18 protein-coding genes and 1 pseudogene are annotated in these 21,822 nt (G+C 68.0%); 12 read left to right on the forward strand and 7 right to left on the reverse strand.

Annotated elements, in window-relative coordinates:
• Positions 1–222 (forward strand): annotated as a pseudogene (gene actP / locus JWQ05_RS00445) (cation acetate symporter); the annotation flags it as partial.
• Between the two features lie 381 nt (positions 223–603).
• Positions 604–2,343 carry an MFS transporter gene (locus JWQ05_RS00450; RefSeq protein ID WP_299652857.1) on the forward strand — a complete coding sequence of 580 codons (1,740 nt, stop codon included), beginning with the start codon at positions 604–606 and terminating at the stop codon, positions 2,341–2,343.
• Positions 2,344–2,398: 55 nt separating this feature from the next.
• Here JWQ05_RS00450 and JWQ05_RS00455 read toward each other — a convergent pair whose 3' ends face one another.
• The 4 genes from JWQ05_RS00455 to JWQ05_RS00470 all read right to left on the reverse strand — a co-directional run bounded on the left by JWQ05_RS00455 (position 2,399) and on the right by JWQ05_RS00470 (position 8,238).
• Complete coding sequence (locus JWQ05_RS00455) at positions 2,399–3,781, reverse strand: DUF2252 domain-containing protein (RefSeq protein WP_299652809.1); 1,383 nt, start codon at positions 3,779–3,781, stop codon at positions 2,399–2,401.
• Between the two features lie 60 nt (positions 3,782–3,841).
• The gene (gene purH, locus JWQ05_RS00460; RefSeq protein ID WP_299652812.1) at positions 3,842–5,440 is read right to left on the reverse strand and encodes a bifunctional phosphoribosylaminoimidazolecarboxamide formyltransferase/IMP cyclohydrolase; all 1,599 of its coding nucleotides are present in this window, start codon (positions 5,438–5,440) and stop codon (positions 3,842–3,844) included.
• Between the two features lie 77 nt (positions 5,441–5,517).
• Positions 5,518–7,254, reverse strand: coding sequence for a heparinase II/III family protein (locus JWQ05_RS00465; protein ID WP_299652815.1), 1,737 nt, complete (start codon positions 7,252–7,254; stop codon positions 5,518–5,520).
• Between the two features lie 129 nt (positions 7,255–7,383).
• A complete protein-coding gene (locus JWQ05_RS00470; RefSeq protein ID WP_299652818.1) occupies positions 7,384–8,238 on the reverse strand; it encodes a tetratricopeptide repeat protein in 855 nt (284 codons plus the stop codon).
• 138 nt (positions 8,239–8,376) lie between these two features.
• Between JWQ05_RS00470 and JWQ05_RS00475 the strand changes: the two genes are divergently transcribed.
• Positions 8,377–9,759, forward strand: coding sequence for a M17 family metallopeptidase (locus JWQ05_RS00475; RefSeq protein WP_299652821.1), 1,383 nt, complete (start codon positions 8,377–8,379; stop codon positions 9,757–9,759).
• A gap of 7 nt (positions 9,760–9,766) precedes the next feature.
• Here the strand turns inward: JWQ05_RS00475 and JWQ05_RS00480 are convergent, their stop codons facing one another.
• Positions 9,767–10,711, reverse strand: a complete 945-nt coding sequence (locus JWQ05_RS00480; RefSeq protein ID WP_299652860.1) for an EcsC family protein — start codon at positions 10,709–10,711, stop codon at positions 9,767–9,769.
• Between the two features lie 19 nt (positions 10,712–10,730).
• Positions 10,731–12,197, reverse strand: coding sequence for an AmpG family muropeptide MFS transporter (locus JWQ05_RS00485; RefSeq protein WP_299652824.1), 1,467 nt, complete (start codon positions 12,195–12,197; stop codon positions 10,731–10,733).
• A 321-nt stretch (positions 12,198–12,518) separates the two neighbouring features.
• Here JWQ05_RS00485 and JWQ05_RS00490 point away from each other — a divergent pair, with 321 nt between their 5' ends.
• Together JWQ05_RS00490 and JWQ05_RS00495 are read left to right on the forward strand one after the other, a co-directional pair.
• Positions 12,519–13,670, forward strand: coding sequence for a PAS domain-containing protein (locus JWQ05_RS00490; protein WP_299652827.1), 1,152 nt, complete (start codon positions 12,519–12,521; stop codon positions 13,668–13,670).
• Positions 13,667–14,122: a response regulator gene (locus JWQ05_RS00495; RefSeq protein ID WP_299652830.1), complete on the forward strand. Its 456-nt coding sequence runs from the start codon at positions 13,667–13,669 to the stop codon at positions 14,120–14,122. Before JWQ05_RS00490 ends, JWQ05_RS00495 begins: the two co-directional genes overlap by 4 nt.
• 16 nt (positions 14,123–14,138) lie before the next feature.
• On the opposite strand, the gene JWQ05_RS00500 is transcribed toward JWQ05_RS00495, so the two are convergent.
• Positions 14,139–14,690 (reverse strand): pilus assembly protein N-terminal domain-containing protein, encoded by a 552-nt coding sequence (locus JWQ05_RS00500; RefSeq protein WP_299652833.1) that lies wholly within the window; start codon positions 14,688–14,690, stop codon positions 14,139–14,141.
• Positions 14,691–15,011: 321 nt separating this feature from the next.
• On the opposite strand from JWQ05_RS00500, the gene JWQ05_RS00505 reads away from it, so the two are divergent.
• From JWQ05_RS00505 to JWQ05_RS00535, 7 genes are all read left to right on the forward strand, one after another.
• A complete protein-coding gene (locus JWQ05_RS00505; RefSeq protein WP_299652836.1) occupies positions 15,012–15,182 on the forward strand; it encodes a Flp family type IVb pilin in 171 nt (56 codons plus the stop codon).
• A gap of 329 nt (positions 15,183–15,511) precedes the next feature.
• Positions 15,512–16,018, forward strand: coding sequence for a prepilin peptidase (locus JWQ05_RS00510; protein WP_299652839.1), 507 nt, complete (start codon positions 15,512–15,514; stop codon positions 16,016–16,018).
• A 124-nt stretch (positions 16,019–16,142) separates the two neighbouring features.
• Positions 16,143–16,949, forward strand: a complete 807-nt coding sequence (gene cpaB, locus JWQ05_RS00515) for a Flp pilus assembly protein CpaB (RefSeq protein ID WP_299652842.1) — start codon at positions 16,143–16,145, stop codon at positions 16,947–16,949.
• Between the two features lie 34 nt (positions 16,950–16,983).
• Positions 16,984–18,513 (forward strand): type II and III secretion system protein family protein, encoded by a 1,530-nt coding sequence (locus JWQ05_RS00520; RefSeq protein ID WP_299652845.1) that lies wholly within the window; start codon positions 16,984–16,986, stop codon positions 18,511–18,513.
• 63 nt (positions 18,514–18,576) lie between these two features.
• Positions 18,577–19,311 carry a CpaD family pilus assembly protein gene (locus JWQ05_RS00525; protein WP_299652848.1) on the forward strand — a complete coding sequence of 245 codons (735 nt, stop codon included), beginning with the start codon at positions 18,577–18,579 and terminating at the stop codon, positions 19,309–19,311.
• 79 nt (positions 19,312–19,390) lie between these two features.
• Positions 19,391–20,635, forward strand: a complete 1,245-nt coding sequence (locus tag JWQ05_RS00530) for an AAA family ATPase (protein ID WP_299652851.1) — start codon at positions 19,391–19,393, stop codon at positions 20,633–20,635.
• Between the two features lie 45 nt (positions 20,636–20,680).
• Positions 20,681–21,822: CpaF family protein (locus tag JWQ05_RS00535; RefSeq protein WP_299652854.1), on the forward strand; the 1,142-nt coding region annotated here is incomplete at its 3' end.

Below are 21,822 nucleotides of genomic sequence, written 5' to 3' on the forward strand. Positions count from 1 at the left end.
GTGCTGTCGAAGGCGGTCTGGGTCACGACCTTCGGCAATCCCGTGGCGATCTTTCCCTACGACAATCCGGCGCTGTTCTCGATGCCGCTGGCCTTCCTGACGATTTTCCTTGTCTCGAAGCTCGACAACACGCGCCGCGCGCAGCGCGAGCGTGCGCTGTTCGACGCTCAGTTCGTGCGGTCGGAAACCGGCATCGGTGCCGATGGAGCGCACGCGCACTGAGCCGTCGTTCCGCTAACCGGATCAAATCGGAAGGGCGCGGCGCGAGCCGCGCCCTTCTTCCGTTTTCAGGGCGTTTTAATCCGCGCCAAACTAAAAAAATACTTGGGCGTTTGTTGAAAAATATCTGAATTTTGCAGGCAAAGGCCCTTCGCCGCTATTGGACTAAGATTTGGCGTCGCTTAGCGTTCCGCCCGACGTAGTCATGCGCATTCATGGCGAAAGGCGAGATTGTCCAGTCTCACCGTTCGCCCGCGAAGTGTTGTGTACGTCGAAGGGTCCAACAGCCACGGGTGAGCAACGCCCGGGCGGTGAGAATGCTGGAGAAACGTCATCATGGCTGCGTCAGGCGCACTGCCCCTCAGCGAGTCGGACACCCGTCCGATGAGCGCCGGCGAGAAGAAGGTCATTCTGGCCTCCTCGCTCGGCACCGTGTTCGAATGGTATGATTTCTACCTCTATGGTTCGCTCGCCGCGATCATCGGCGCACAGTTCTTCTCGGCCTATCCGGAAGCCACGCGCAACGTCTTCGCGCTGCTGGCCTTCGCCGCCGGCTTCCTCGTGCGCCCGTTCGGCGCCCTGGTGTTCGGCCGCCTGGGTGACCTCGTCGGCCGCAAGTACACCTTCCTCATCACCATCCTGATCATGGGCATCTCGACCTTCGTGGTCGGCCTGCTGCCGTCCTACGCGACGATGAACGAGTACGGCATCGGCTGGGTCGCCCCCGTGGCGCTCCTCGCCCTGCGCATGCTCCAGGGACTGGCGCTCGGCGGCGAGTACGGCGGTGCCGCTGTCTACGTGGCCGAGCACGCGCCCCGTGGCCGTCGCGGCTTCTACACCGCCTTCATCCAGACGACCGCGACGCTTGGGTTGCTTCTGTCGCTCATGGTGATCCTGTTCACCCAGATCTACGTGAACGCGAACTACGCCCCCGTCGCCACCACGCTTGCCGATGGCACGGCCGGCACGATCACGCCGTTCGCCGCCTGGGGCTGGCGCATTCCGTTCCTCGTCTCGATCGTTCTGCTCGGCGTTTCGGTCTGGATCCGTCTCCAGATGCAGGAGAGCCCGGCCTTCAAGAAGATGAAGGAAGAGGGCACCGGCTCGAAGGCGCCGCTCTCCGAGGCCTTCGGCCAGTGGCGCAACGCCAAGTGGGCGCTGCTCGCGCTCCTCGGCCTCACCGCCGGTCAGGCCGTCGTCTGGTACACGGGCCAGTTCTACGCGCTGTTCTTCCTGCAGACGATCCTGAAGGTCGACCAGTTCACGGCCAACGTGCTCATCGCCTGGTCGCTCATCCTCGGCACCGGCGGGTTCCTGTTCTTCGGCGCGCTCTCCGACAAGATCGGCCGCAAGCCGATCATCCTCGGCGGTTGCGTGATCGCGGCGCTGACCTTCTTCCCGCTATTCAAGGCGCTGACCGCGGCGGCCAACCCGGCCCTGCACGCGGCCCAGCAGAATACGCAGGTGGTGGTCAAGGCTGATCCGGCCGATTGCTCGTTCCAGTTCAATCCGGTGGGAACGGCCAAGTTCTCAAACTCGTGCGACATCGCCAAGGCGCTGCTCGCCCGGTCCGCGGTGAACTACACCACCGAGCCGGTGGCGCCCGGCACGAAGGCCGTCGTCACCGTCGCCGGCAAGGAGTTTGCCGCCGCCGATCCGGCCTTCGCCAAGGACGTCGGAGCGGCATTGACCGCCGCCGGCTACCCGACGGCCACGAACCCGAGCATCGTTAAGATCGTCATCGACCCGAAGGACGGCCTCTCGAACTTCGCCAAGATGATCGACATCTTCTCGGCCCAGAAGCTGACGATCATCGTCATCCTGACGATCCTCGTCCTCTACGTGACGATGGTCTACGGCCCGATCGCGGCGGCGCTCGTCGAACTCTTCCCGACGCGTATCCGCTACACCTCGATGTCCCTGCCCTACCACATCGGAAACGGCTGGTTCGGCGGCCTGCTGCCGGCCACCGCCTTCGCCATGGTGGCCCAGACCGGCGACATCTATTTTGGCCTCTGGTACCCGATCGTGATCGCCCTCGCGACGGCGGTCATCGGCGCTCTGTTCATCCCCGAGACCAAGGATCGCGATATCTTCACCTACGACGAGGCGCCCACGCGCTGAGGTCGAGGCACCCCATGGAGAAGGGCTCCGCCGTGAGGCGGGGCCCTTTTTCGATTCACCGAGCGTCGGTCTCAGACCGAGGCTCCGTCAGGAAGTCTTCCATCAGCAGGGCGTGGTCGGCGATGCTCTGGCGGGCGTAGGTCATCGCGAAGTCGGCGATCGATTCCTCGAAGGCCGAGCCCTTGCCGAGATAGCCGGCGATCATGGCCGCGTCGCCGGAGCGGGCATGGGCGCGGGCGAGCGTGGTGCCGCAAAGCCGCGCATAGGCCTTCGCGCCGCTCTCCGCGAGGATCTCGGCGACCGCCGACAGCTTCTTGTTCTTGAGCTGGCGCACGTAATAGGAGCGCCCACTCGCCTCGCTGTACGCCGTGCCGAGGAAGAGGTCGCTCGCTGCCTGCATGATCCGTTGGCCATCGATCACCCGCTGTCCCTCCGAGACGATGGAGAACGGGGCCAGGGCCAATTGGCCGATGACGGAGGGCCGGGCTTCCTTGATCTGCAGGAACAGCGGCGCGCCGTCGCCGTCGGCATAGACGCCGACCGCGCAGACGAGGCCGACGGACCCGATGCCCACCACCTTGAAGGCGACGTCACGCTGCGCGTAGCGCGAGACCAGGCTCCAGCGGTCGGCGGTCAGCCCTTGCGGGTAGGCCAGAAGCGCCGCCGCGGCATCGCGCACGGCCTCCGACAGGCCGTTCGGACCCTCGTGGAAGATGGTCGGCGCCTTGTCGGCGATGCGCCATTCCTCGGGATGGGTGGGATCGGGTTCGGAGGCGAGCTTCGGGGCATCGCCCCGGCTGAGACCGTCGTCGTTCTCCTGGGCCGCTTCGGCCAGGAGGCGCCGGCAGAGGTCGCCGTCGCCGAGGCGCCCGACCTCGTGGTCGAGATCGATCCGGCTGTGCCAGATCGCCAGCGGCGACAGGCTTGAGAGCTCGCGCATGTGCTCGCGATAGGCGCGGACGCTGGCTTTGGCTGCGCGGCGTGCCTTGTCCTCTCCGGCGGGAAGCGCCGCGAGCGCCGCGCTGGCGGCGAGACGCTTCACGTCCACGGTGAAATCGACGTTCCACAGGGTCTCGTCGAAATCGTTGATGTCGAAGAGGGTTTGCCCCTCGGGGCTGCGGTAGACGCCGAAATTGCCGATGTGGCAATCGCCGCAGGCTTGCACCGGGATGCCCGGAACGGGTGTTCCCTCGAGGTCGGCGGCCATGATCGCGGCCCCGCCCCGCAGGAACGCGAAGGCGTTCTCGCGCATGCGCTGGTATCGCAGCGGAATGAGTTCGACGAGGCGCCCGGCATCGCCCGCCCGCAGGATCGCGAGGGGATCACGCTGGGCTGCGGGCTGCCATTGGCCGAGGGATTCGCGCGGGACCCGCTCGCGCAGGCGTTTGCCGGCCGCGCGGCGCTCTTCGCGGCTGGTCAGGGTGTGCGTGTCGGTCATGGAAAGGTAGCCTCGTCGATGCGGCGAGCCCCCGGGCTCGGCCGCGTTCCGGCGGCACGATCAGTGCCGGAAGTGGCGGTGCCCGGTAAAGACCATGGCGAGGCCGGCTTCGTCGGCGGCCTTGATCACGTCGGCGTCCCGCATGGAGCCGCCGGGCTGGATGATAGCCGTGGCGCCGGCTTCCGCCGCCGCGATCAGGCCGTCCGCGAACGGGAAGAACGCATCGGAGGCCACCACAGAACCCCTGGCGAGGCTCACCGACGCGCCGATACGCTTGGCGCCCTCGGCCGCCTTCCAGGCGGCGATGCGCGAGGAATCCACCCGCGACATCTGGCCGGCGCCGATGCCCACCGTGGCGCCGTCCCGCGCGTACACGATGGCGTTCGACTTCACGTGCTTGGCGACCCGGTATGCGAAGCGCAGGTCCGCGTATTCCTGCTCGCTCGGCGCCCGCTGCGTGACGACGGTGAGCGGCATGTCGTCGACCACCGCCGAGTCGCGGGCCTGGACCAGGAGGCCGCCCGCGAGGGTCTTCACTGTCTCGCCGACCCCGCGCGGATCTGGAAGACCGTCGGCCAGGAGCAGGCGCAGGTTCTTCTTGGCGGCCACGATCGCGATGGCTTCGTCGGTGGCGTCCGGCGCGATGATCACTTCCGTGAAGATCTCGACGATCCTGCGCGCGGCCTCGGCGTCAAGGGTGCGGTTCAGGGCGACGATGCCGCCGAAGGCCGAGGTCGGATCGCAGCTGAGCGCGCGCTCGTAGGCCTCGGCGAGGCTGGCACCCTCGGCGACGCCGCACGGGTTGGCGTGCTTGATGATCGCCACCGCGGCGGAACGGGCCGGGTCGAATTCGGCGACGCACTCGTAAGCCGCGTCGGTGTCGTTGAGGTTGTTGTAGGAGAGTTCCTTGCCCTGCAGCTGTCGCGCGGTGGCGACACCGGCGCGGCTGGAGCCGGGCGTGCGGTAGAAGGCGGCGCTCTGGTGCGGATTCTCGCCGTAGCGCAGCGACTGGGCGAGGCTGCCCCCGAAGGCACGGAAGGCCGGCGCGGCCTCCGTCTCGATCTGCGACGCGAGCCAGTTGGCGATGGCGGCATCGTAGGCGGCGGTGCGGGCATAGGCCTTCTGCGCCAGCCGGCGGCGGGTGCGCTCGCTCAAGGACCCGCTATTGGCTTCGAGTTCGGCCAGGAGATCGGCGAAGTCGGCGACATCGACCACGACCGCGACGCCGGCATGGTTCTTCGCGGCGGCGCGGATCATCGCCGGGCCACCAATGTCGATGTTCTCGACGCATTCGTCGTAACCCGCGCCCTTCGCCACGGTGGCCTCGAAGGGGTAGAGGTTGACCACCAAGAGGTCGATCGCCCGGATGCCGTGGGCGGCGAGCGCCGCCTGATGCTCGGGGTTGTCCCGCACGGCGAGCAGGCCGCCATGCACGCCGGGATGCAGCGTCTTCACGCGCCCGTCCATCATCTCCGGGTAACCGGTCAGTTCGGCGACTTCGGCCACGGGCAGCCCGGCGGCGCTGAGCGCCTTGTGCGTTCCGCCAGTCGAGACGAGTTCGATCCCGAGACGGTCGAGGGCGGTGGCGAACGGCACGAGTCCGGCCTTGTCCGAGACGGAGAGGAGTGCGCGGGTGACCCGCACCTGGTCGTGGGACATGGGGTTTCGTCCGAGGCAAGCGACGATGGAACTGACGCGCGCCTACCACGGAATTGTGCGCTGCGGCCAGATGCGCCTCAGGGCTCGCCGGGCTGTTGCCGGGCGAAGCTCCAGCGGAGGCGCGTGTCGTCGGCGACGGTGAGGTAGATCACGATCTGGTCGGTGCGACGCGCGCCGGTCAGGCCGGCGAAGTAGACGCTCTCCTCCAGGGCGATCTGGCCACCCTCGGCAGCGAAATGCCAGACTTCGCCAATCGGCGAAGTGAGCTCGATCCCGCCGTCGTCGAGCCCGCGTGCGGCGATCGCCGGGTGCAGGTGGAAACGGACCGCCACCTCCTGCGGACGATGGCGCGCCTTGCTCCGGCGCGGAACCTCGGTCCGCACGAAGGCGTCCTCACCCTCGAGCACGTGTCCGGAGGTGGACAGGCGCCAGCGGCGTTCGTGGACGATCCCGAAATCCCGGGCGTAGCCGTCGTGGCGCGCCGCCAGGATCGTGGCATCCGGCTCGGCGGTCCGCTCGGCCTTGACGCTGCGCGGACCGCGCAGGATCACGGGGCCGATCCGGGCCGAGAGCCAGGTCACGATCCAGCGTTCGTACCAGGCCCCGCCACCGACGAGGAAGCGGCAGGACGAGGTGTCGGCCACGGTGGCGGTGGAATGGGCGGCCGTGCTGCGCGCGAGTCGCCGAAGCTCGGGACCGCTCGCCGGCAGGCCGCAATTGATGACGATACGCTGGGGACCGCTCGACATTTCGAAGGAGAGGCAGCCGGCTCCGGCGTTGATCGAATCCGCGAGCGGCGGCGGCGCGCCGACATCGCAGACTACCAGGACGCGCCCACCCTCCATGCGTTCGTAGCCGGAATTCGGCGCATGCATCATCGGCTGGGCCAGGGCCCCGTCATAGACGAGCAGGGTCGCGAGGTGATCCGCCGCCGTCGCCCCCATGCCGTTGAAATGGCTCAGCGAGGCGTCCGGGTGGCGCAGCAGGCGCAGCAGCGGCAGCATCCGGTCGATGGCGTGGAGGAGCGCTTCCGGCGGGTCGACGCTGCGGGAGAGGAAGCTCTGGCGAAGGGGCAGCAGGTCGAGGAGGAGCTCCATCGCGAACCGCGGGTCCCGGCTGCGATGGCCACCGTCGCGCAGGATCTGCCGGTCGAGTTCACGCACCAGGATGCGGGTGGACCGGCGCAGGATCGGCTGGATGCCCTCGCAGCAGAGGCCGGCGTAACAGAGGGCCACGGCGGCCAGCAGCCGGGTCTGGGGAGAGATGCCGCGCCGCAGGTCGCCTTCGAGGTCGCGCGCGGCCTTGCCGAGGGCCTTCTGGAAGGCCTGGTAAAAGGCATGGTCAGCGCCCTCCAGGACTAGCGGGGACTGGCACAGGAAGGAGATGAGCCGCCTTGCCGCCACCGGCGTCGGGCGTGCGAGCGCCCCGTCGCCGCGCCCGGCGATGAAGTCGGACACGAAGGCGCGGGCGTTGGCTCGGGCGAGCGCGGTGTCGGCGGCACGCAGGTGACGCAGCCAGCCGAAACCGTAGAGGATGTCGGCCCATTCCGGGGACGGCGGCGCATAGTCGAACGGCGAACGCCCGCTCACCGAGAGCGAACGGCCGGCGAAGACGAAGAGACCGGCATAGATGTCGTCGGCGAAGGTGGCGTCGCTGGTGCGCAGGTCGTGGGGCGCAATGACGAGGCCGGTGACCCGCGCGCGGGCGAGGATGTCGGGCCGTCCGGTCATCCGCGCATAAGTATCGCGAACCGACCGCGTGATCTCGCGACCGATCAATCGATAAAAGCGCCAGCGATCAGCCCCCCAACGCACGCGCTCTCCTCGTTCGGCGACGCGCCCGCGAACCGGGCGCCGCGCCGAATGCCTCTGCCGCAACCTAGGCTGTTGCCCTTAACTCGCGGTTAACCTCAAATCGCGCGCGCCGTCCATGCGCAGCCCGGATCAACCGGCCGGCGTCTCGGCAATCTGGCGCGTCGGCTTGGACCCGCGCGCTTCGGAGGCTTTGAGTGCCTTCCAGCTGTTGGGCTGGGCAACGAGGGCACGCAGGGCCGTGGTGTTGGCGGCCGCCTCCTCGGGAGACAGGTCCTGGCGCGACACCGTCTCGGCGTCGGAGAACTTGCCCTGGAGGCCGAGCACCAGGGCGAGGTTCTGCCGGACACGGGCGTCGGCCCGGGGTTGGGCGGCGGCGAGCCGCAGAGTCGTCTCTGCCTGTGGCAATTGCCGACCCAGCGCGTAGGACAGGCCGAGATTGGACAGGATCACCGGGTCGTCGGGCTGGATCTTCAGCGCCGCCTCGTAGAACCCCTGTGCGCGGGTGTGGTCGCCGAGTTGATCGGCGACGGCACCCTGCGCCGACAGCACGCGCCAATCCGGGCGGGCCGGGGTGTGGGCATTCTGCAGGACCTCGGCGGCCTCCTGGAACCGGCCGACTTCGGCGAGGCTCTTGCCGTAGGCGGCGAGCACCGCGTTGTTCTTCGGATTGCGCAGGGCGACCTGCTGCAGCACCGCGACGGCCTGCGGCTTCTGATTGGTGGCGCGCAGCGCCTGGGCGTAGCGCAGAGCCACCGTGACGTCGCTGGGATCGGCACCGTACTTCTCGCCCAGGCTCTCGACTTCGCGGCGGCCGATGACGGCGGCGGTCTGGGGGCGTCCGAAGCTCGGCAGCGCGATTCCCCCGATGGAGCCGGTGGTCTCGGGCGAGCGGGATTGGCACCCGGCCGCGAGGCCACCAAGGACCAGGACTGCTGCGAGGCCGGTCTGCCGTCCGAAGGATAATTTCAACAGCGGCGTGACCATGACGCGCTCCACAACGACCTGAACGGTCCGAGGCCTGATCGGTCGAACGCTTCGCGCTCCCGTCTTTGCGGTGGTAGACGGTTAACCCTAATCGCGGGTTAAACCCCCGCGGCCCGTTCCTCTCCCGCTGCGAGCCCCATGTCCCAGAGCCTGTCCCGCCTCGTCCCCGATGCCGGAGATGCCGTTCCGATCACCTGTGTCACGCCGGAAACATGGCCCGAGATCGAGGCCACGCTGCCGGACGCGCAGTGTGCCTTTGCGCGCGCGACCGACTTCGCGCCGAAGGCCGGCCGGACCGCCCTGCTCCCAGCGGGCGACGGCCGGCTCGCGGGCGTGTTGTTCGGGCTCGGGGACGGGAGCGACCGCATGATCGCCGGCAAGCTCCCCGGCGCGTTGCCGCCGGGAACGTACCGTTTCGCCCCCGTTCCGGGCTTCGATCCGGCGGAAGCGACCCTGGCTTGGCTGCTCGGAAGCTACCGCTTCGGACGCTACCGCGAGGCGGGCCCCGAGCGGCCTGCCCTCGCGGTCTCCGAGGGTGTCGATGGCGAGACCCTGACCCGTATCGCCGAGGCGGTGGCCAATGGCCGCGACCTCGTAAACACCCCGGCCAACGATCTGGGCCCGGCGGAAATCGAGGCTGCGGTCCGCAGCGTCGCGGAGCGTCACGGCGCCGAGGTCACCGTCGTCGAAGGCGCGGATCTGGCGCGTGACTTTCCCCTCGTCCACGTGGTTGGCGCGTCCTCGTCGCGCGCGCCGCGCCTGATCGATCTGACCTGGGGGCCCGCCGACGCCCCGCGCGTGACGCTGGTCGGCAAGGGCGTCGCCTTCGACACCGGCGGCCTCGACATCAAGCCATCGAGCGGCATGCTCCTGATGAAGAAGGACATGGGGGGCTCCGCCGCGGCCCTGGCCGCCGCCGACATGGTGATGGGGTCCGGTTTGAACCTGCGTCTTCGCCTGATTGTGCCAGCCGTGGAGAATGCCGTCTCCGGCACCGCGTTTCGTCCGGGCGACGTCATTCGCAGCCGGGCCGGACTCACCGTCGAGATCGGCAACACGGACGCGGAAGGGCGGCTCATCCTCGCCGACGCCCTAACGCTCGCGGATGTCGAGGCACCGGAACTGCTCATCGATTTCGCGACGCTCACCGGGGCCGCGCGGGTGGCGCTCGGTCCTGACCTGCCCGCCTACTTCACGGATGACGATGGGCTGGCCGACGCCGTCTCGGCGGCTGGTCTCGCCTGCGCCGATCCGGTCTGGCGCCTGCCGCTGCACAAGCCCTACGCGAGCCTGCTCGACTCGAAGGTCGCCGACTTGAACAACGTGTCGGGTGGCCCCTTCGCGGGGGCGATCACAGCGGCCCTGTTCCTGCGCCGCTTCGCGCCCGGCACCCGGGCGCACGTCCATTTCGACCTCTACGGTTGGAACCCGTCGACGAAGCCCGGCCGGCCGGAGGGGGGCGAAGTGCAGACCGCGCGCCTCGTCCACACCCTCCTGTCGCGGCGATACCCGCGGGTCTGAGCCTGGCTCAGACTCCCAGCATCGCCTTCTCCGACTCGTAGGCGGCGCGGACCGGGCCCGCGCCGTAGGTCCGCTCCAGGCGCCGCACCGTGAAGTGGGCACGGGCCGTGGACTGGAAGTGATCCATGAAGGCGGCGTTCACCGCCGCACCCCCGACGGCGCCGAGGATCGGCACCGCCTGTGCGGCCACCTTCTGCGACACGACGATGCCGAAGCGCGCGGCGACCTGGGCCGAGAACCGGATCAGGGCCGGCGCGGCCTCGTCGAGGAGCGCCCGGTTACCGGCCAAGCGCGCGGCCTCGACCATGGTCTTGGCCAGGGCCGCCCGCACCGCGAAGTACCCGCTTTCCGTCAAAGCGCTGCCGGCGGCCTCGCGTCCGCCGAGCGCGAAGACCTGGACGCAGGCGAGCGCATTCTCCGGATCGCTCAGATCCTCGCCCTCCTCCTGCGCGATCTGGGCGATCGAACGCAGCATCAGGGTGGTGGAGACCGGCAGTTCGACTGCCAGGGTGGCGAGCCCGAAGGCGCCGCCGAGCGCGCCGGAGGCCGCCGCGAGGGCCTTGTGCCCGAAGGCGCTCGACGGGAAGTACTTCGCGAGCCGCGCCGCCGTGCGGATCGTAGCCGATTCCGGTTCGGCCGGCCCGTTGAGCAGCGTCTCGACGGATCGGCCATGGCCGATGTCCTTGCTCGCCGGCAGGGTCGCCAGGGCGACCTTGAGCGAGGCGCGCATGGCGCTCTCGGTCGCCTGAGAGACCGCGTCGGTCACGGGGGCCGGAAGCGCGCGCCCGATCATGTCGAGGGGGGCGCCGGCCATCGCCGACAGGCGCGCGGCAAGGCCCGGCTTCTCCAGGGTCTCCACGGCGCGCCGCAGGGCGGCACGGTCCGCGTCGCTGAGGTCGGCCGATCCGGCGGTGAGAGCCGGAGTGGTGGGGGCGTCGTCGACGAGTTTGATGTTGCTCACGTCTGCGATCTCATCCGTGTGCCGGGTGGGGGCGTCCGGTCTGGTTCGGCCCCGTCGGCTGCTTGCCGGTGGAAGCAAGCTCGGGGCCCAGCGGATGGTTCCCGCCGATCTCGTCGCCCGCCGCCGCTTCCGGGTGGATCGGGTCGGCTGTCGCCGCCTCCGTGGCGGCGGCGTTACGCTCGCCGCTGCGGCCCACGAAGATGCAAAGGATCACGACGGGGATGCCCACCGCCGCCGTCAGGGCGAAGAAGACCGGATAGCCGAACGCGGCGACGATGTAGCCGGAGGTGCCGGCCACGAACTTGCCCGGCAGGGCGTAGAGCGACGAGAACAGGGCGTATTGGGTCGCCGCGAGCCCCGGCGCCGTCAAGCTCGACATGTAGGCGATGAGCGCCATGCCGGCGAACGAGCCGCAGAAATTGTCGATGGAGATCGCCGCCGTCAGCCGCCATACCTCCGGGCCGCCGAAGGACAGCCACGAGAACGAGAGGTTCGAGGCGGCACCGAGAAAGGCGCCCACGACGAGCGTCGGGAACAGGCCGAAGCGCGTCATGGCCCAGCCCCCGACGAAGGCCCCCGCGATTCCGACCCAGATGCCATAGAGCTTCGAGACGAAGCCGATATCGACGAGGCTGAAACCGACCGTCTTGTAGAGGGGGCTCGCCATGACCCCGGAGATAAAGTCGGGCATCCTGTAGAGGGCGACGAGGATGAGGATCGCCCAGAGGCTGCGCCCGAGCCGCGTGTGCAGTTCGGCCAGTGGCTCGAAGATGGCGCCACGCAGGGTCCAGATCGGCTTCGGGCCAGCCGACCGTCCGGCTTGGCGGCTGTCCGCCGCGCGGTCATAGGCCGGCGCGAACAGGGCCGCGATCATGCCGACACCCATCAGGGCCGCCATGGACAGGTAGGCGGCGGTCCAGCCATAGGCGCTGGCGATGAACAGGGCTCCGGCGCCTGCCGACATCAGGGCCAGGCGATAGCCGAGGTTCGAGGTCGCGGCCATGACACCCTGGAGATCGGTGCCGGCGGCATCGATGCGCCAGCCGTCGATGACGACGTCCTGGGTCGCCGCGCAGATCGCGACGAGAAAGGCGCCGAGCCCGAGGAGAGCGAGGCTGGTGCCGGGCTCGGAGAAGGCCATCAGCGTCAGCGCAACGGCGACCGCGCATTGCGTCACGATCATCCAGGCGCGCCGACGTCCCAGGACGTCGCTCAGCACTGGGATGTCGAAACGGTCGATCAGCGGCGCCCAGAGGAACTTCAGGGCGTAGGGAAGCGCCAAGTAGCTGAACAGGCCGATCGATTTGATGTCGACGTCGGAATAGGCGAGCCGCGTCGAGAAGGTGCCAAGCACGAGGAGGAGCGGCAATCCGGACGAGAATCCGAGTGCCAGCATCAGCAGGATGCGCGGGTCCTCGACGATGTCCTTCAGGCGGAGGCGGCGGCTCGGGGCGTCGCGCACGTCGCTTTGGGCCATGGCATGGAACTCCTGGGAGCCGAAAGAGCTTGATGCCCGCGGACCATGGCAGGCCTGAGGCCCGACCCTACTCACTGGGTCGGTCGCGGGACGGCATGGATCGGCGCGGCGGCTTCGTCGCGAATATGCCTTCCCGATCGTTAATGCGAGGTCTCGTATTTTCCTGTTGGCGGTCCGCGCATCCCGTCAGGTCTGGGGCCAGCAACGTGTTGACGACGGCGCCTTCCAGCAGTTCAACTCCGTTTTCGCATCCGGCAGGACGTGCGACGCAGGGACGTCTGAGCTTTCACACCGGGTGCAACGTCTTGGCTGAAGCCGATCATGACGCATAGGGAGCCGCCGAGGGCCGGAGCGCGGGAACTCGGCATCGACGCCGGTGCGTTCGTGGCGGCCTTCACCGCGAGTCCGACGCCCATGGTGTTGACGGACCCGCACCAGCCGGACAACCCGATCATCTGGGCGAACGATGCCTTCCTCGCGCTGACCGGCTACGCCTGGGAGGAGATCGACGGTCGCAACTGCCGCCTTCTGCAGGGGCCTGGAACGGACCCGCATGCGGTGCAACGCCTCCGCGAAGCCGTGAGCGTCGGCAGGCCGATCGAAATCGAGCTGATCAATTATCGCAAGGACGGCAGTTCATTTTGGAACGGGATGACGGTGGCGCCCGTGCGTGACGCGACCGGGCGCATCATGCACTTCTACTCGGCGCAGGCCGATATGACGGGCAAGTACCGCCACGAAGTCGCGATGAAGGATGCCAAGGACGAGCTCGAGCGGCGCGTCTCGGAGCAGACCGCGCATCTGCGCGCCGCCCTCGAGCAAAAGACGGCTTTGCTCCACGAGGTCGACCATCGGGTCAAGAACAACCTTCAGGTCATTTCCTCGCTGATGCTCCTCAAGGCTCGGCGTACGCCACAGGGCGAGGCCCGTGACGCGCTTCAGGGAATGGCTGAACGCATCGGCGCGCTCTCCACCGTGCACCGCATGCTCTACTCCGCCGGCGACGTGACGCGCTTCGACCTGCGCGAATTCGCCGAGGATTTCGTCTCCGAACTGGTGGCGGGACTGGAAAGCGACCGGACCGCCGTGAGTGCCGAATTCGATTCGATCGCGGTGTCGGCGGCGATGGCGGCACCCCTCGCCCTGATGCTGCACGAACTCGCGACGAATGCGGTGCGGCACGCCTTTCCCGACAGCCGGCCGGGCCGCGTCACCATCACGGCGCAACGCAGCGATCAGAGTCTGCGCATGCTAATTGAGGACGACGGGGTCGGCATGGCATGTGGGGTCCCCAATCCGGCCGGGTTCGGACGCTCGCTGGTGGAGATGGTGGTACGCCAGTTGCGTGGGGTCATCGCCTGGAGCGATGTCTCGCCCGGAACGCGCGTGGAGATCACGGTGCCGCTCGATGCGATCTCGCTCCAGAGCGCGCTCGCCGAACGGGCCGGTGGTGCGGAATGGGCGGCCCGATGACGACGTCCGCCCTGCGCATCCTCGTGGTCGAGGATGAGGTCCTGATCGCCCTCGAACTCGAATGCCTTCTCGACGATCTCGGTCACGAGATCGTCGGTGTGGCCGGAAGCTCTGCGGAGGCGATCGCCCTCGGCCTTTCGACGGCACCCGACGTGGCCTTCGTCGACATCCACCTCGTGGACGGTCCCACCGGCGTCGAGGTGGCGCGCGCGCTCAGCGCCGATCCCCACACCACGGTCGTGTTCATGACGGCGAACGCCAAACGCATTCCGGACGATTTTGCCGGCGCCCTCGGCGTGATCGCCAAACCCTATTCCGAGCGCGTCGTCGCCGGTGCCCTGCGCTACGTCGCCGACCGCCGTGCGGGGCTCGCGGTGACGCTGGAAGGTCTCGACGGCTTTCGTCTCGCGGCCCGCCCGGACGAGCCCGACGCACGCTTTTCTCCGCGCTGAGACGACAGACCGGGCGTTACTTGGCGCCTGATGAGGCGCCCGAGCCGGTCGCCATGCTGCGGCGGGACTCCGCTTGGCCGGAAACGTCGCCGTAGTACTTGCTCGCGTCGCCGAGCTGGATCGAGGGCTGGCAGTTCGGCGTGCACGAATAGGATTCCCGATCCAATCCCCGCTGCACGGTGATGACGGCGGCCTGAGGCGCCTGGACGCTGATCGTCGACTCCGCGAGCATGTTGCCGGACGCATCGAGGGCGATGAGATTGGTGCTGCCGAAGCTCTTGCCGGTGAGGATCAGGACGCCGTTCTTCTGAAGGGCCACGTCGGCGATGATCGGATTGCCGACGATCACGGTCTGCGTCTTCTCCGGCAGCCGAATGACCTTCGCATTGTCCACCGAGACCATGACGACCGCCGGAGCGGTCTCGGACGACTGCGCCCTGGGCAAACCGCAGCCGAGTGTGGCGCAGCCGGCAAACAGCAGCGCGGCCAGGCCTCGCGCTGCGATACGAGATGGATTCGAGCGGTGCTGCATCGAAGGCTCACTGAAACCGGACGGCACGACGCCCATCGCGAACGATGTCGGCGCAACCGATGAGGGCGGTCCGCCGAGGGAGGTTCAGCCAGGAAGCACGCACACGGTAAACGAACCGATAATGCCGAATTATAAGAGAGCGATGCCGGTTCGAGGACTTGTACGAAGGTTTGGTGCGGGCTGCCTCAGGCTATAGGCATCATCAGATTTTGTTAACGACGATCCAAACCGCATCGCCCGGGCCGTGATTCCAAGAACGATTTAACCCAATGGCAAGAGGCGTCGGGCAATGTGGATTTGTCGCCGGACGAGACGCCTTGAGCGTAGACGGCACAGCCACCCCAGGGGATTTTTGTCATGACGACCATGTTCAAGCGTTTCGCTGCCGACCAGTCCGGCGCCACCGCAATCGAGTACGGCCTGATCGCCTCGCTGATCGCCGTCGCGGTGATCACGGCCCTCACCACCCTCGGCACCAACCTGAGCGCCACGCTGCAGAAGGTCGCCGGTAACCTGAAGACCTCCTGATCGAAATCGAGGCGGGCAAGCCTTCCGGTCTTCGCCTGATCGTCGACGCGGGCCTGCGCCGGATCGCGACAGTTCGAGGAGCATTGTGCGGCGTCGCCAATGCTCCTCGCACCGGCAAAAGGTTCACTTCTGCTGGTATCGTTTGAAGCGGAATGCCGGCGTCGATGTCGGCACGCTTGCGCGACGCGCAGGCGCTCGGAAGCTGTCGACCCGAAGTTTTTGTACCTCCTTCGCGCTCGCTCGACGTGTGTGACAGGTGGGTCTTGTCCGTTGCGCTTGAGCCACCGCAACGATTCAGTGTTGATCGCGCGCGAGCCGGATGACCCGTCATGGCCAGCCTCAGCCTCCTCGTCGTCTTTCCCTTCCTGATGGCCTATGCGGCGGTTCGGGATCTTCTGACGATGTTGATCCCGAACACGGTCTCGGTGGCCCTGGTCGTCGCCTTCGCGGCTTTCGCCGTAGGCACGGGTCTTGGGTGGAACGACGTCGCCGGGCATCTCGGGGCGGGTGCCGCGACGCTCGTGGTGACCTTCACCCTCTTCGCCTGCGGCTTTATTGGCGGCGGCGACGCGAAGCTTGCCGCAGCCACGGCGCTTTGGATCGGTTTCGATCAGCTCGCCGACTACCTGATCGTCGCCTCGCTCGCCGGCGGAGCACTGACACTCGCTCTACTCGCGCTCCGGTCGCTGCCCCTCCCAGCCCTGGTGGCCCAGCTGCCGTTCGCCCTCCATCTCCACGATGCCAAGACCGGTGTTCCCTACGGGATTGCCCTGTCGCTGGCGGCCTTGATGGTGTTGCCCGAGACCGGGGTCTGGGCCCGTGTGCTCGCCGGCTAAGAAGCGATCCTCCGACCCCGTATCTTAAGCTAAGGCGATTACGGCTTGTTAACCGTAATTTGAGGAATGCCCGGCCATCCTGAATTCGTACGGCGACCCGCCGTCTTCAGGTTCGAGCCCGGTGATGAAACCAGCCAGACTTGCCGTCCTCGCCATCGCGCTGGCCGCCGGCGGCGCGGCGGCGTTGTTGATGAGCGGCGAAGACAAGCCGGTGGTCCAGCCCGCGGCCGTCGCTGCGCCGCCTCCGCCGGTGCCCTTGACCGACGTCCTGGTCGCCGCCGCCGAACTGCCGATGGGCCAGAACATCCAGGCTCCCGACCTGCGCTGGCAGCCCTGGCCGAACGATGCGCTCTCGGCCGGGTATATCACCCGCACCAACTCCCCCAAGGGCATGGAGGAGATCGTCGGCTCCATCGCGCGATCGAATTTCCTCGCCGGCGAACCGATCCGGCCGCAGAAACTCGCGCGATCGGATGGGGGGTTCATGGCCGCGATCCTGCCGGCGGGCATGCGCGCGGTCGCCATCACCATCGATACGCGCGGCTCCAGCACGGCGGGCGGCTTCATTCTGCCCAACGACCGCGTCGACATCATCCGCACCTACCGGGACGAAGAGGCCTCGCGCGGCGGCGGTGGCAGCGACTCGCAGGGCTCCGAGACCCTGCTCCAAGACGTGCGCGTTCTGGCGATCGGACAGGTCATCCAGGAAAAGAACGGCACCAACATCGTCACCGGGGAAACCGCGACCCTCGCGCTGACACCGGCGCAGGCGGAACTCGTCACCCTGGCGCAGAAGGGCGGTCAGCTCTCGCTGTCCCTGCGAAGCCTCGCCGACAGTGGCCGCAGCAACGATGCGAGCCTCGAAATCCGTCCCGAATCGGCCCTGACCGTAGTGCGGTTCGGCGTCGCGAAGCAGCAATCGCGACGCTGAGACACGCGCACGCACGATCAAAGAGGATGCGCCGATGACCTTCCTTCCCCACGCGATTCTTCCCGCCCGCGGCCCCGCTGTCGCGGCTCTCTTCGCCCTCACCCTCACGGGATCGGCCTTCGCCCCGACCGGTCCTGCGATAGCGCAGTCCCGGGGGAGCGTGGCACCGGCGCCGGTCCTCGCGGTGGGCGCCAACGAGGGCACGACCTCGCGACGTCTCGACCTGACCATGGGGCGCTCCCTGGTGATCGATCTGCCGCGCGACGCCAAGGAGGTCTTCGTCGCCAACCCGAAGGTCGCCAACGCCGTCGTGCGGTCCACCCGAAAGGTCTTCATCATCGGGATGGAGAACGGCGCGACCTCGATCTTCATCATGGATGCCGAGGGCCGGCAGATCACCGCCCTCGACGTCACCGTGGCGCGCGACCTCAACGTCCTGCGCCAGACGCTGAACGAGAGCATCGCCGGTGCGCGCTTCGACGTCCGGGCGGCCGGCGATTCGGTGGTGCTCACGGGATCGGTGAATTCCGCGTCCGAAGCGGCGCAGGCCGTCGACATCGCCAACGCCTTCGTGGGTCAATCGGGCGGTGGCGGGGGTGCGCCCGGGGCCGGTCCGGCAGCGGCGACGCGCGGCGCCGTCATCAACAATCTCACCATCCGCGGCAAGGACCAGGTGATGCTGCGCGTCACGGTGGTCGAGGTGGCCCGGACCGTCCTCAAGCAGTTCGGCGTCAATCTCAACGGTAGCTGGTCGGGCCTCAACCTTGCCAACACCACGCCGTTGACCCTGAATGGTGGTCAGTTTCCCACCGGCAACCTCCTGTCCGGTACCATCAACGGCTCGGGCGGAGCGAGCCTGACGGCGACCCTCAAGGCGTTCGAGCAGGCCGGCGTCTCGCGGATCCTGGCGGAGCCAACACTCACCGCCATCTCGGGTGAATCCGCCAAGTTCACGGCAGGCGGCGAAATTCCGGTCCCGGCCTCGCAGAACTGCACCGGTGGCGTCTGCACCATCGGCATCAGCTTCAAGCCCTACGGCGTCAGTCTGAGCTTCACGCCCGTGGTCATGGCGGAGAGCCGGATCTCGGTGCGGGTGGCCACCGAAGTGTCCGAGATCGACCAGCAGAACTCCTTCAACTTCGTGGCGTCGGGCTCCACCGGGAGCGGTGGACAGACCACGTCGGTGCCGGGCTTCACCCTTCGCAAATCCGAAACCACCGTCGAGCTCGCCTCCGGCGCCACGATGATGACCGCCGGTCTGATCCAGCAGCGCAACAAGGCGGCGATCTCGGGCCTGCCCGGCCTCATCAACCTGCCCGTCATCGGCGCGCTGTTCCGCTCGCGGGATTACCAGCGCCAGGAGACGGAGCTGATGATCATGGTGACGCCCTACATCGCCAAGGCGATGGAGCCGCGCCAGATCGCCCGTCCGGACGACGGCTTCGTGGACGCGCAGGATGCGCAAGGGGTCCTGCTGGGGCGCCTGAACCGGCTCTACGGGGTCGCGGGGGCGAGTCCTCTCGGCAACCGATACCGCGGCCGGGTCGGCTTCATCACCGATTGATCCGCCCGCCCCTTCTTCACGTGCACAGCGACGCGGCCCCGGCCCCAGCAGGACTCGACCACGATGCCACTTCCGTCCTTTCCTAAACCCTTCGCCCTGGTGGCGGTCGCCGGTGTCGCCGCGCTCCTGGGCGCATGCCGGTCCGAGCGGGTGGCCACCACCGGCTCTCTCTATCCCATCGATTACCGCGCCCGGCACCCGATCGTCCTCACCGACGGCGTCCGAAGCCTAGACGTCTTCGTCACGGGGACCGGCCATATCGATCCGCGCCAGGCGGCCGACATCGACGCCTTCATCCTCGAATTCCGGCGCTACGGCCGGGGCACCATCGTGCTCGACATGCCGCGCGGCGTCGCGCCCGGAACCGGAATGGCCGTGGAACGGATGGGGGCGGCGATCCGCCGGCTCGGCGCCGATGGCGGCGTTCCCGCCAGCCGGTTCACGGTGACGGGTTACGCGGTCTCCAATCCGGGCCTTGCCGCGCCGCTGCGCCTGAGCTTCCAGCGCATGGAGGCGAAGGTCGCGAGCCAGTGCGGAACCTGGCCCCAGGATCTCGGCGTCGGCGATCCGGCCTTCAACGGTCGTAACGAGCCGCACTGGAATCTCGGCTGCGCGACGCAGACCAACGTCGCTGCGCAGATCGCCGATCCGGTCGACCTCGTGCGGGGTCGCCCCGAAGGACGGATCGATACGATCCGGCGCACCGGCGACATCATGAAAATCCGTGACGGCAAGGATCCGTCAACCCAATGGCGCCAGGATGGGCAGACGTCCGTGAAGTCGCAGGTCGGCCAGTGATCGCGTCAGCGGTCGGCGACATCCGCGCCCCGGCAACCCTGATCCCGCATCGGCGGCAACCTGAACCGGAATTCTCCCCATGCCGGACCTGAACGCCTCGACGGAACGGCTGATCGCTCCGGTGCCCCGGATCACGATCCAGGCCTTCTGCGAGACCTCGGAGACCGCATCGCTGATCGAATCAGTCGGTTCGGACCGGCGCATGCAAAAGGCGCACATCAAGGTTCAGATGGGGGGTGGAGCGGCGGCGGTCGAAGCCTACCGCCATGCCCCGACGCCGAACGTGGTGGTCATCGAGGCGCAGGGGACGAAGTCGCGGCCCCTCGAGTCCCTGGATTCGCTCGCGGAGGTCTGTGACGAGGGCACGAAGGTCGTGGTCATCGGACACGTCAACGACGTCCACCTCTACCGACAGTTCATCCAGCGCGGGGTGAGCGAGTACCTCATGGCCCCGGTCCAGGCGATCGACCTGATCCAGGCGATCTCCGACCTGTTCACGGTTCCGGGCGCCAAGCCCGTCGGCCGGACGGTGGCGGTGGTCGGCGCCAAGGGTGGGGTCGGGACCTCCACGATCGCCCACAATCTCGCCTGGACGGTGGCGCGCGAGCAGGACACCGCGACGGTCATCGCCGACCTCGACATCGCGTTCGGCACCGCGAGCCTCAACTTCAACCAGGACCCGCCGCAGGGCATCGCCGAAGCCGTCTTCGCCCCCGATCGCCTCGATTCGAACCTGCTCGACCGCCTGCTGTCGAAGTGCAGCGACAACCTCTCGCTGCTGGCAGCGCCAGCCACCCTCGACCGCACCACGGATCTCGCCGAGCCGGCTTTCGACAATCTCCTCGATCTCCTGCGGACGGCGGTTCCCTGCATCGTCCTCGACGTGCCCCATCAGTGGTCCGCCTGGACGCGGCGCATGCTGATCGGGGCCGACGAGATCCTCATCGTGGCGAGCCCGGAACTCGCATCCCTGCGCAACACCAAGAATCTGCTCACCCTGCTGCAGCAAAACCGCCCGAACGACCGTAAGCCCCGCGTGATCCTGAACGGTACTGGCCTGCCGAAGCGGCCCGAGATCGCGGCCGCCGAATTCGCCAAATCCCTCGATGCGCCGGTCGCCGCCAGCATCCCGTTCGACGCCGCCCTGTTCGGCACGGCGGCCAACAACGGGCAGATGCTGGCCGAGGTGCAGAGCGGGGCCAAGGCCGTCGAAGTCTTCTCGACGCTGGCCGCCTCCATCACCGGCCGCGCGGAGCAGCGGCGCGCGCGCTCGAACCTGTTCGAGCCGCTCCTTGCCAAGCTCGCGCGCCGCAAGGCCTCGTGATGCGCCAGCCGATCGCCGCCACCACGCCTGTCCGGAGCCCGCGCCATGTTCGGTAGGAGAGCGGTCAGCGCCGAGGCCGAGCACCGCCCCGTCGCCAGTGCCGACAAACCGCAGGTATCCCTGCCGGTTCACGACGATTCGGCCCTGCGTCCGAAGCCGGAGACCTCGCGCCGGCCGGAGCCGGCACCGGCTCCCATCACGACCAAGTCCGAAGATTACTACCGCACGAAGAGCATGATCTTCGGCGCCCTGATCGAGGCGATCGACCTCTCGCAGCTGTCGCGCCTCGACGCCGAGGCCGCCCGCGAGGAAATCCGCGACATCGTCTCGGAGATCATCGGCCTCAAGAACATCGTCCTGTCGATCGCCGAGCAGGAGGAACTCCTCGACGACATCTGCAACGACGTCCTCGGCTACGGCCCGCTGGAACCGCTCCTGGCCCGCGACGACATCGCCGACATCATGGTCAACGGCGCGAGCCGCGCCTTCATCGAGGTGGGCGGCAAGATCGAGCTCACCAACGTGCGCTTTCGCGACAACCAGCAGCTGATGAACATCTGCCAGCGGATCGTGAGCCAGGTCGGCCGCCGGGTCGACGAAGCGTCGCCGATCTGCGACGCGCGCCTCCCCGACGGATCGCGCGTCAACATCATCGCGCCCCCGCTCGCCATCGACGGGCCGGTGCTCACCATCCGTAAGTTCAAGAAGGACAAGCTCACCCTCGACCAGCTCGTCACCTTCGGGGCGATCTCGCCGGAGGGCGCGCGCATCCTGCAGATCATCGGCCGGGTCCGGTGCAACGTCGTCATCTCGGGCGGCACCGGCTCGGGCAAGACCACGCTGCTGAACTGCCTGACCGCCTACATCGACCACGACGAGCGCATCATCACCTGCGAGGACGCGGCCGAGCTGCAACTGCAGCAGGCCCACGTGGTCCGGCTGGAGACGCGTCCGCCCAACATGGAGGGCTCGGGCCAGGTCACCATGCGCGACCTCGTCAAGAACTGCCTGCGCATGCGGCCCGAGCGGATCATCGTCGGCGAGGTGCGTGGCCCCGAGGCGTTCGATCTGCTCCAGGCCATGAACACCGGCCACGACGGCTCCATGGGCACGCTGCACGCCAACTCGCCGCGCGAGGCACTGGCGCGTATCGAGTCGATGATCACCATGGGCGGCTTCAGCCTGCC

This window comes from Methylobacterium sp. (assembly GCF_028290105.1).
Taxonomy (GTDB): domain Bacteria; phylum Pseudomonadota; class Alphaproteobacteria; order Rhizobiales; family Beijerinckiaceae; genus Methylobacterium.

Bases quoted from the DNA above. Each gene is read 5' to 3' on its own strand.
- purH (WP_299652812.1), bottom strand. From the start codon at position 5,440: ATGTCCCACGACCAGGTGCGGGTCACCCGCGCACTCCTCTCCGTCTCG.
- cpaB (WP_299652842.1), top strand. From the start codon at position 16,143: ATGAAACCAGCCAGACTTGCCGTCCTCGCCATCGCGCTGGCCGCCGGC.
- JWQ05_RS00455 (WP_299652809.1), bottom strand. From the start codon at position 3,781: ATGACCGACACGCACACCCTGACCAGCCGCGAAGAGCGCCGCGCGGCC.
- JWQ05_RS00530 (WP_299652851.1), top strand. From the start codon at position 19,391: ATGCCGGACCTGAACGCCTCGACGGAACGGCTGATCGCTCCGGTGCCC.
- JWQ05_RS00505 (WP_299652836.1), top strand. From the start codon at position 15,012: ATGACGACCATGTTCAAGCGTTTCGCTGCCGACCAGTCCGGCGCCACC.
- JWQ05_RS00525 (WP_299652848.1), top strand. From the start codon at position 18,577: ATGCCACTTCCGTCCTTTCCTAAACCCTTCGCCCTGGTGGCGGTCGCC.
- JWQ05_RS00450 (WP_299652857.1), top strand. From the start codon at position 604: ATGAGCGCCGGCGAGAAGAAGGTCATTCTGGCCTCCTCGCTCGGCACC.
- JWQ05_RS00520 (WP_299652845.1), top strand. From the start codon at position 16,984: ATGACCTTCCTTCCCCACGCGATTCTTCCCGCCCGCGGCCCCGCTGTC.
- JWQ05_RS00490 (WP_299652827.1), top strand. From the start codon at position 12,519: ATGACGCATAGGGAGCCGCCGAGGGCCGGAGCGCGGGAACTCGGCATC.
- JWQ05_RS00500 (WP_299652833.1), bottom strand. From the start codon at position 14,690: ATGGGCGTCGTGCCGTCCGGTTTCAGTGAGCCTTCGATGCAGCACCGC.
- JWQ05_RS00510 (WP_299652839.1), top strand. From the start codon at position 15,512: ATGGCCAGCCTCAGCCTCCTCGTCGTCTTTCCCTTCCTGATGGCCTAT.
- JWQ05_RS00485 (WP_299652824.1), bottom strand. From the start codon at position 12,197: ATGGCCCAAAGCGACGTGCGCGACGCCCCGAGCCGCCGCCTCCGCCTG.
- JWQ05_RS00475 (WP_299652821.1), top strand. From the start codon at position 8,377: ATGTCCCAGAGCCTGTCCCGCCTCGTCCCCGATGCCGGAGATGCCGTT.
- JWQ05_RS00470 (WP_299652818.1), bottom strand. From the start codon at position 8,238: ATGGTCACGCCGCTGTTGAAATTATCCTTCGGACGGCAGACCGGCCTC.
- JWQ05_RS00495 (WP_299652830.1), top strand. From the start codon at position 13,667: ATGACGACGTCCGCCCTGCGCATCCTCGTGGTCGAGGATGAGGTCCTG.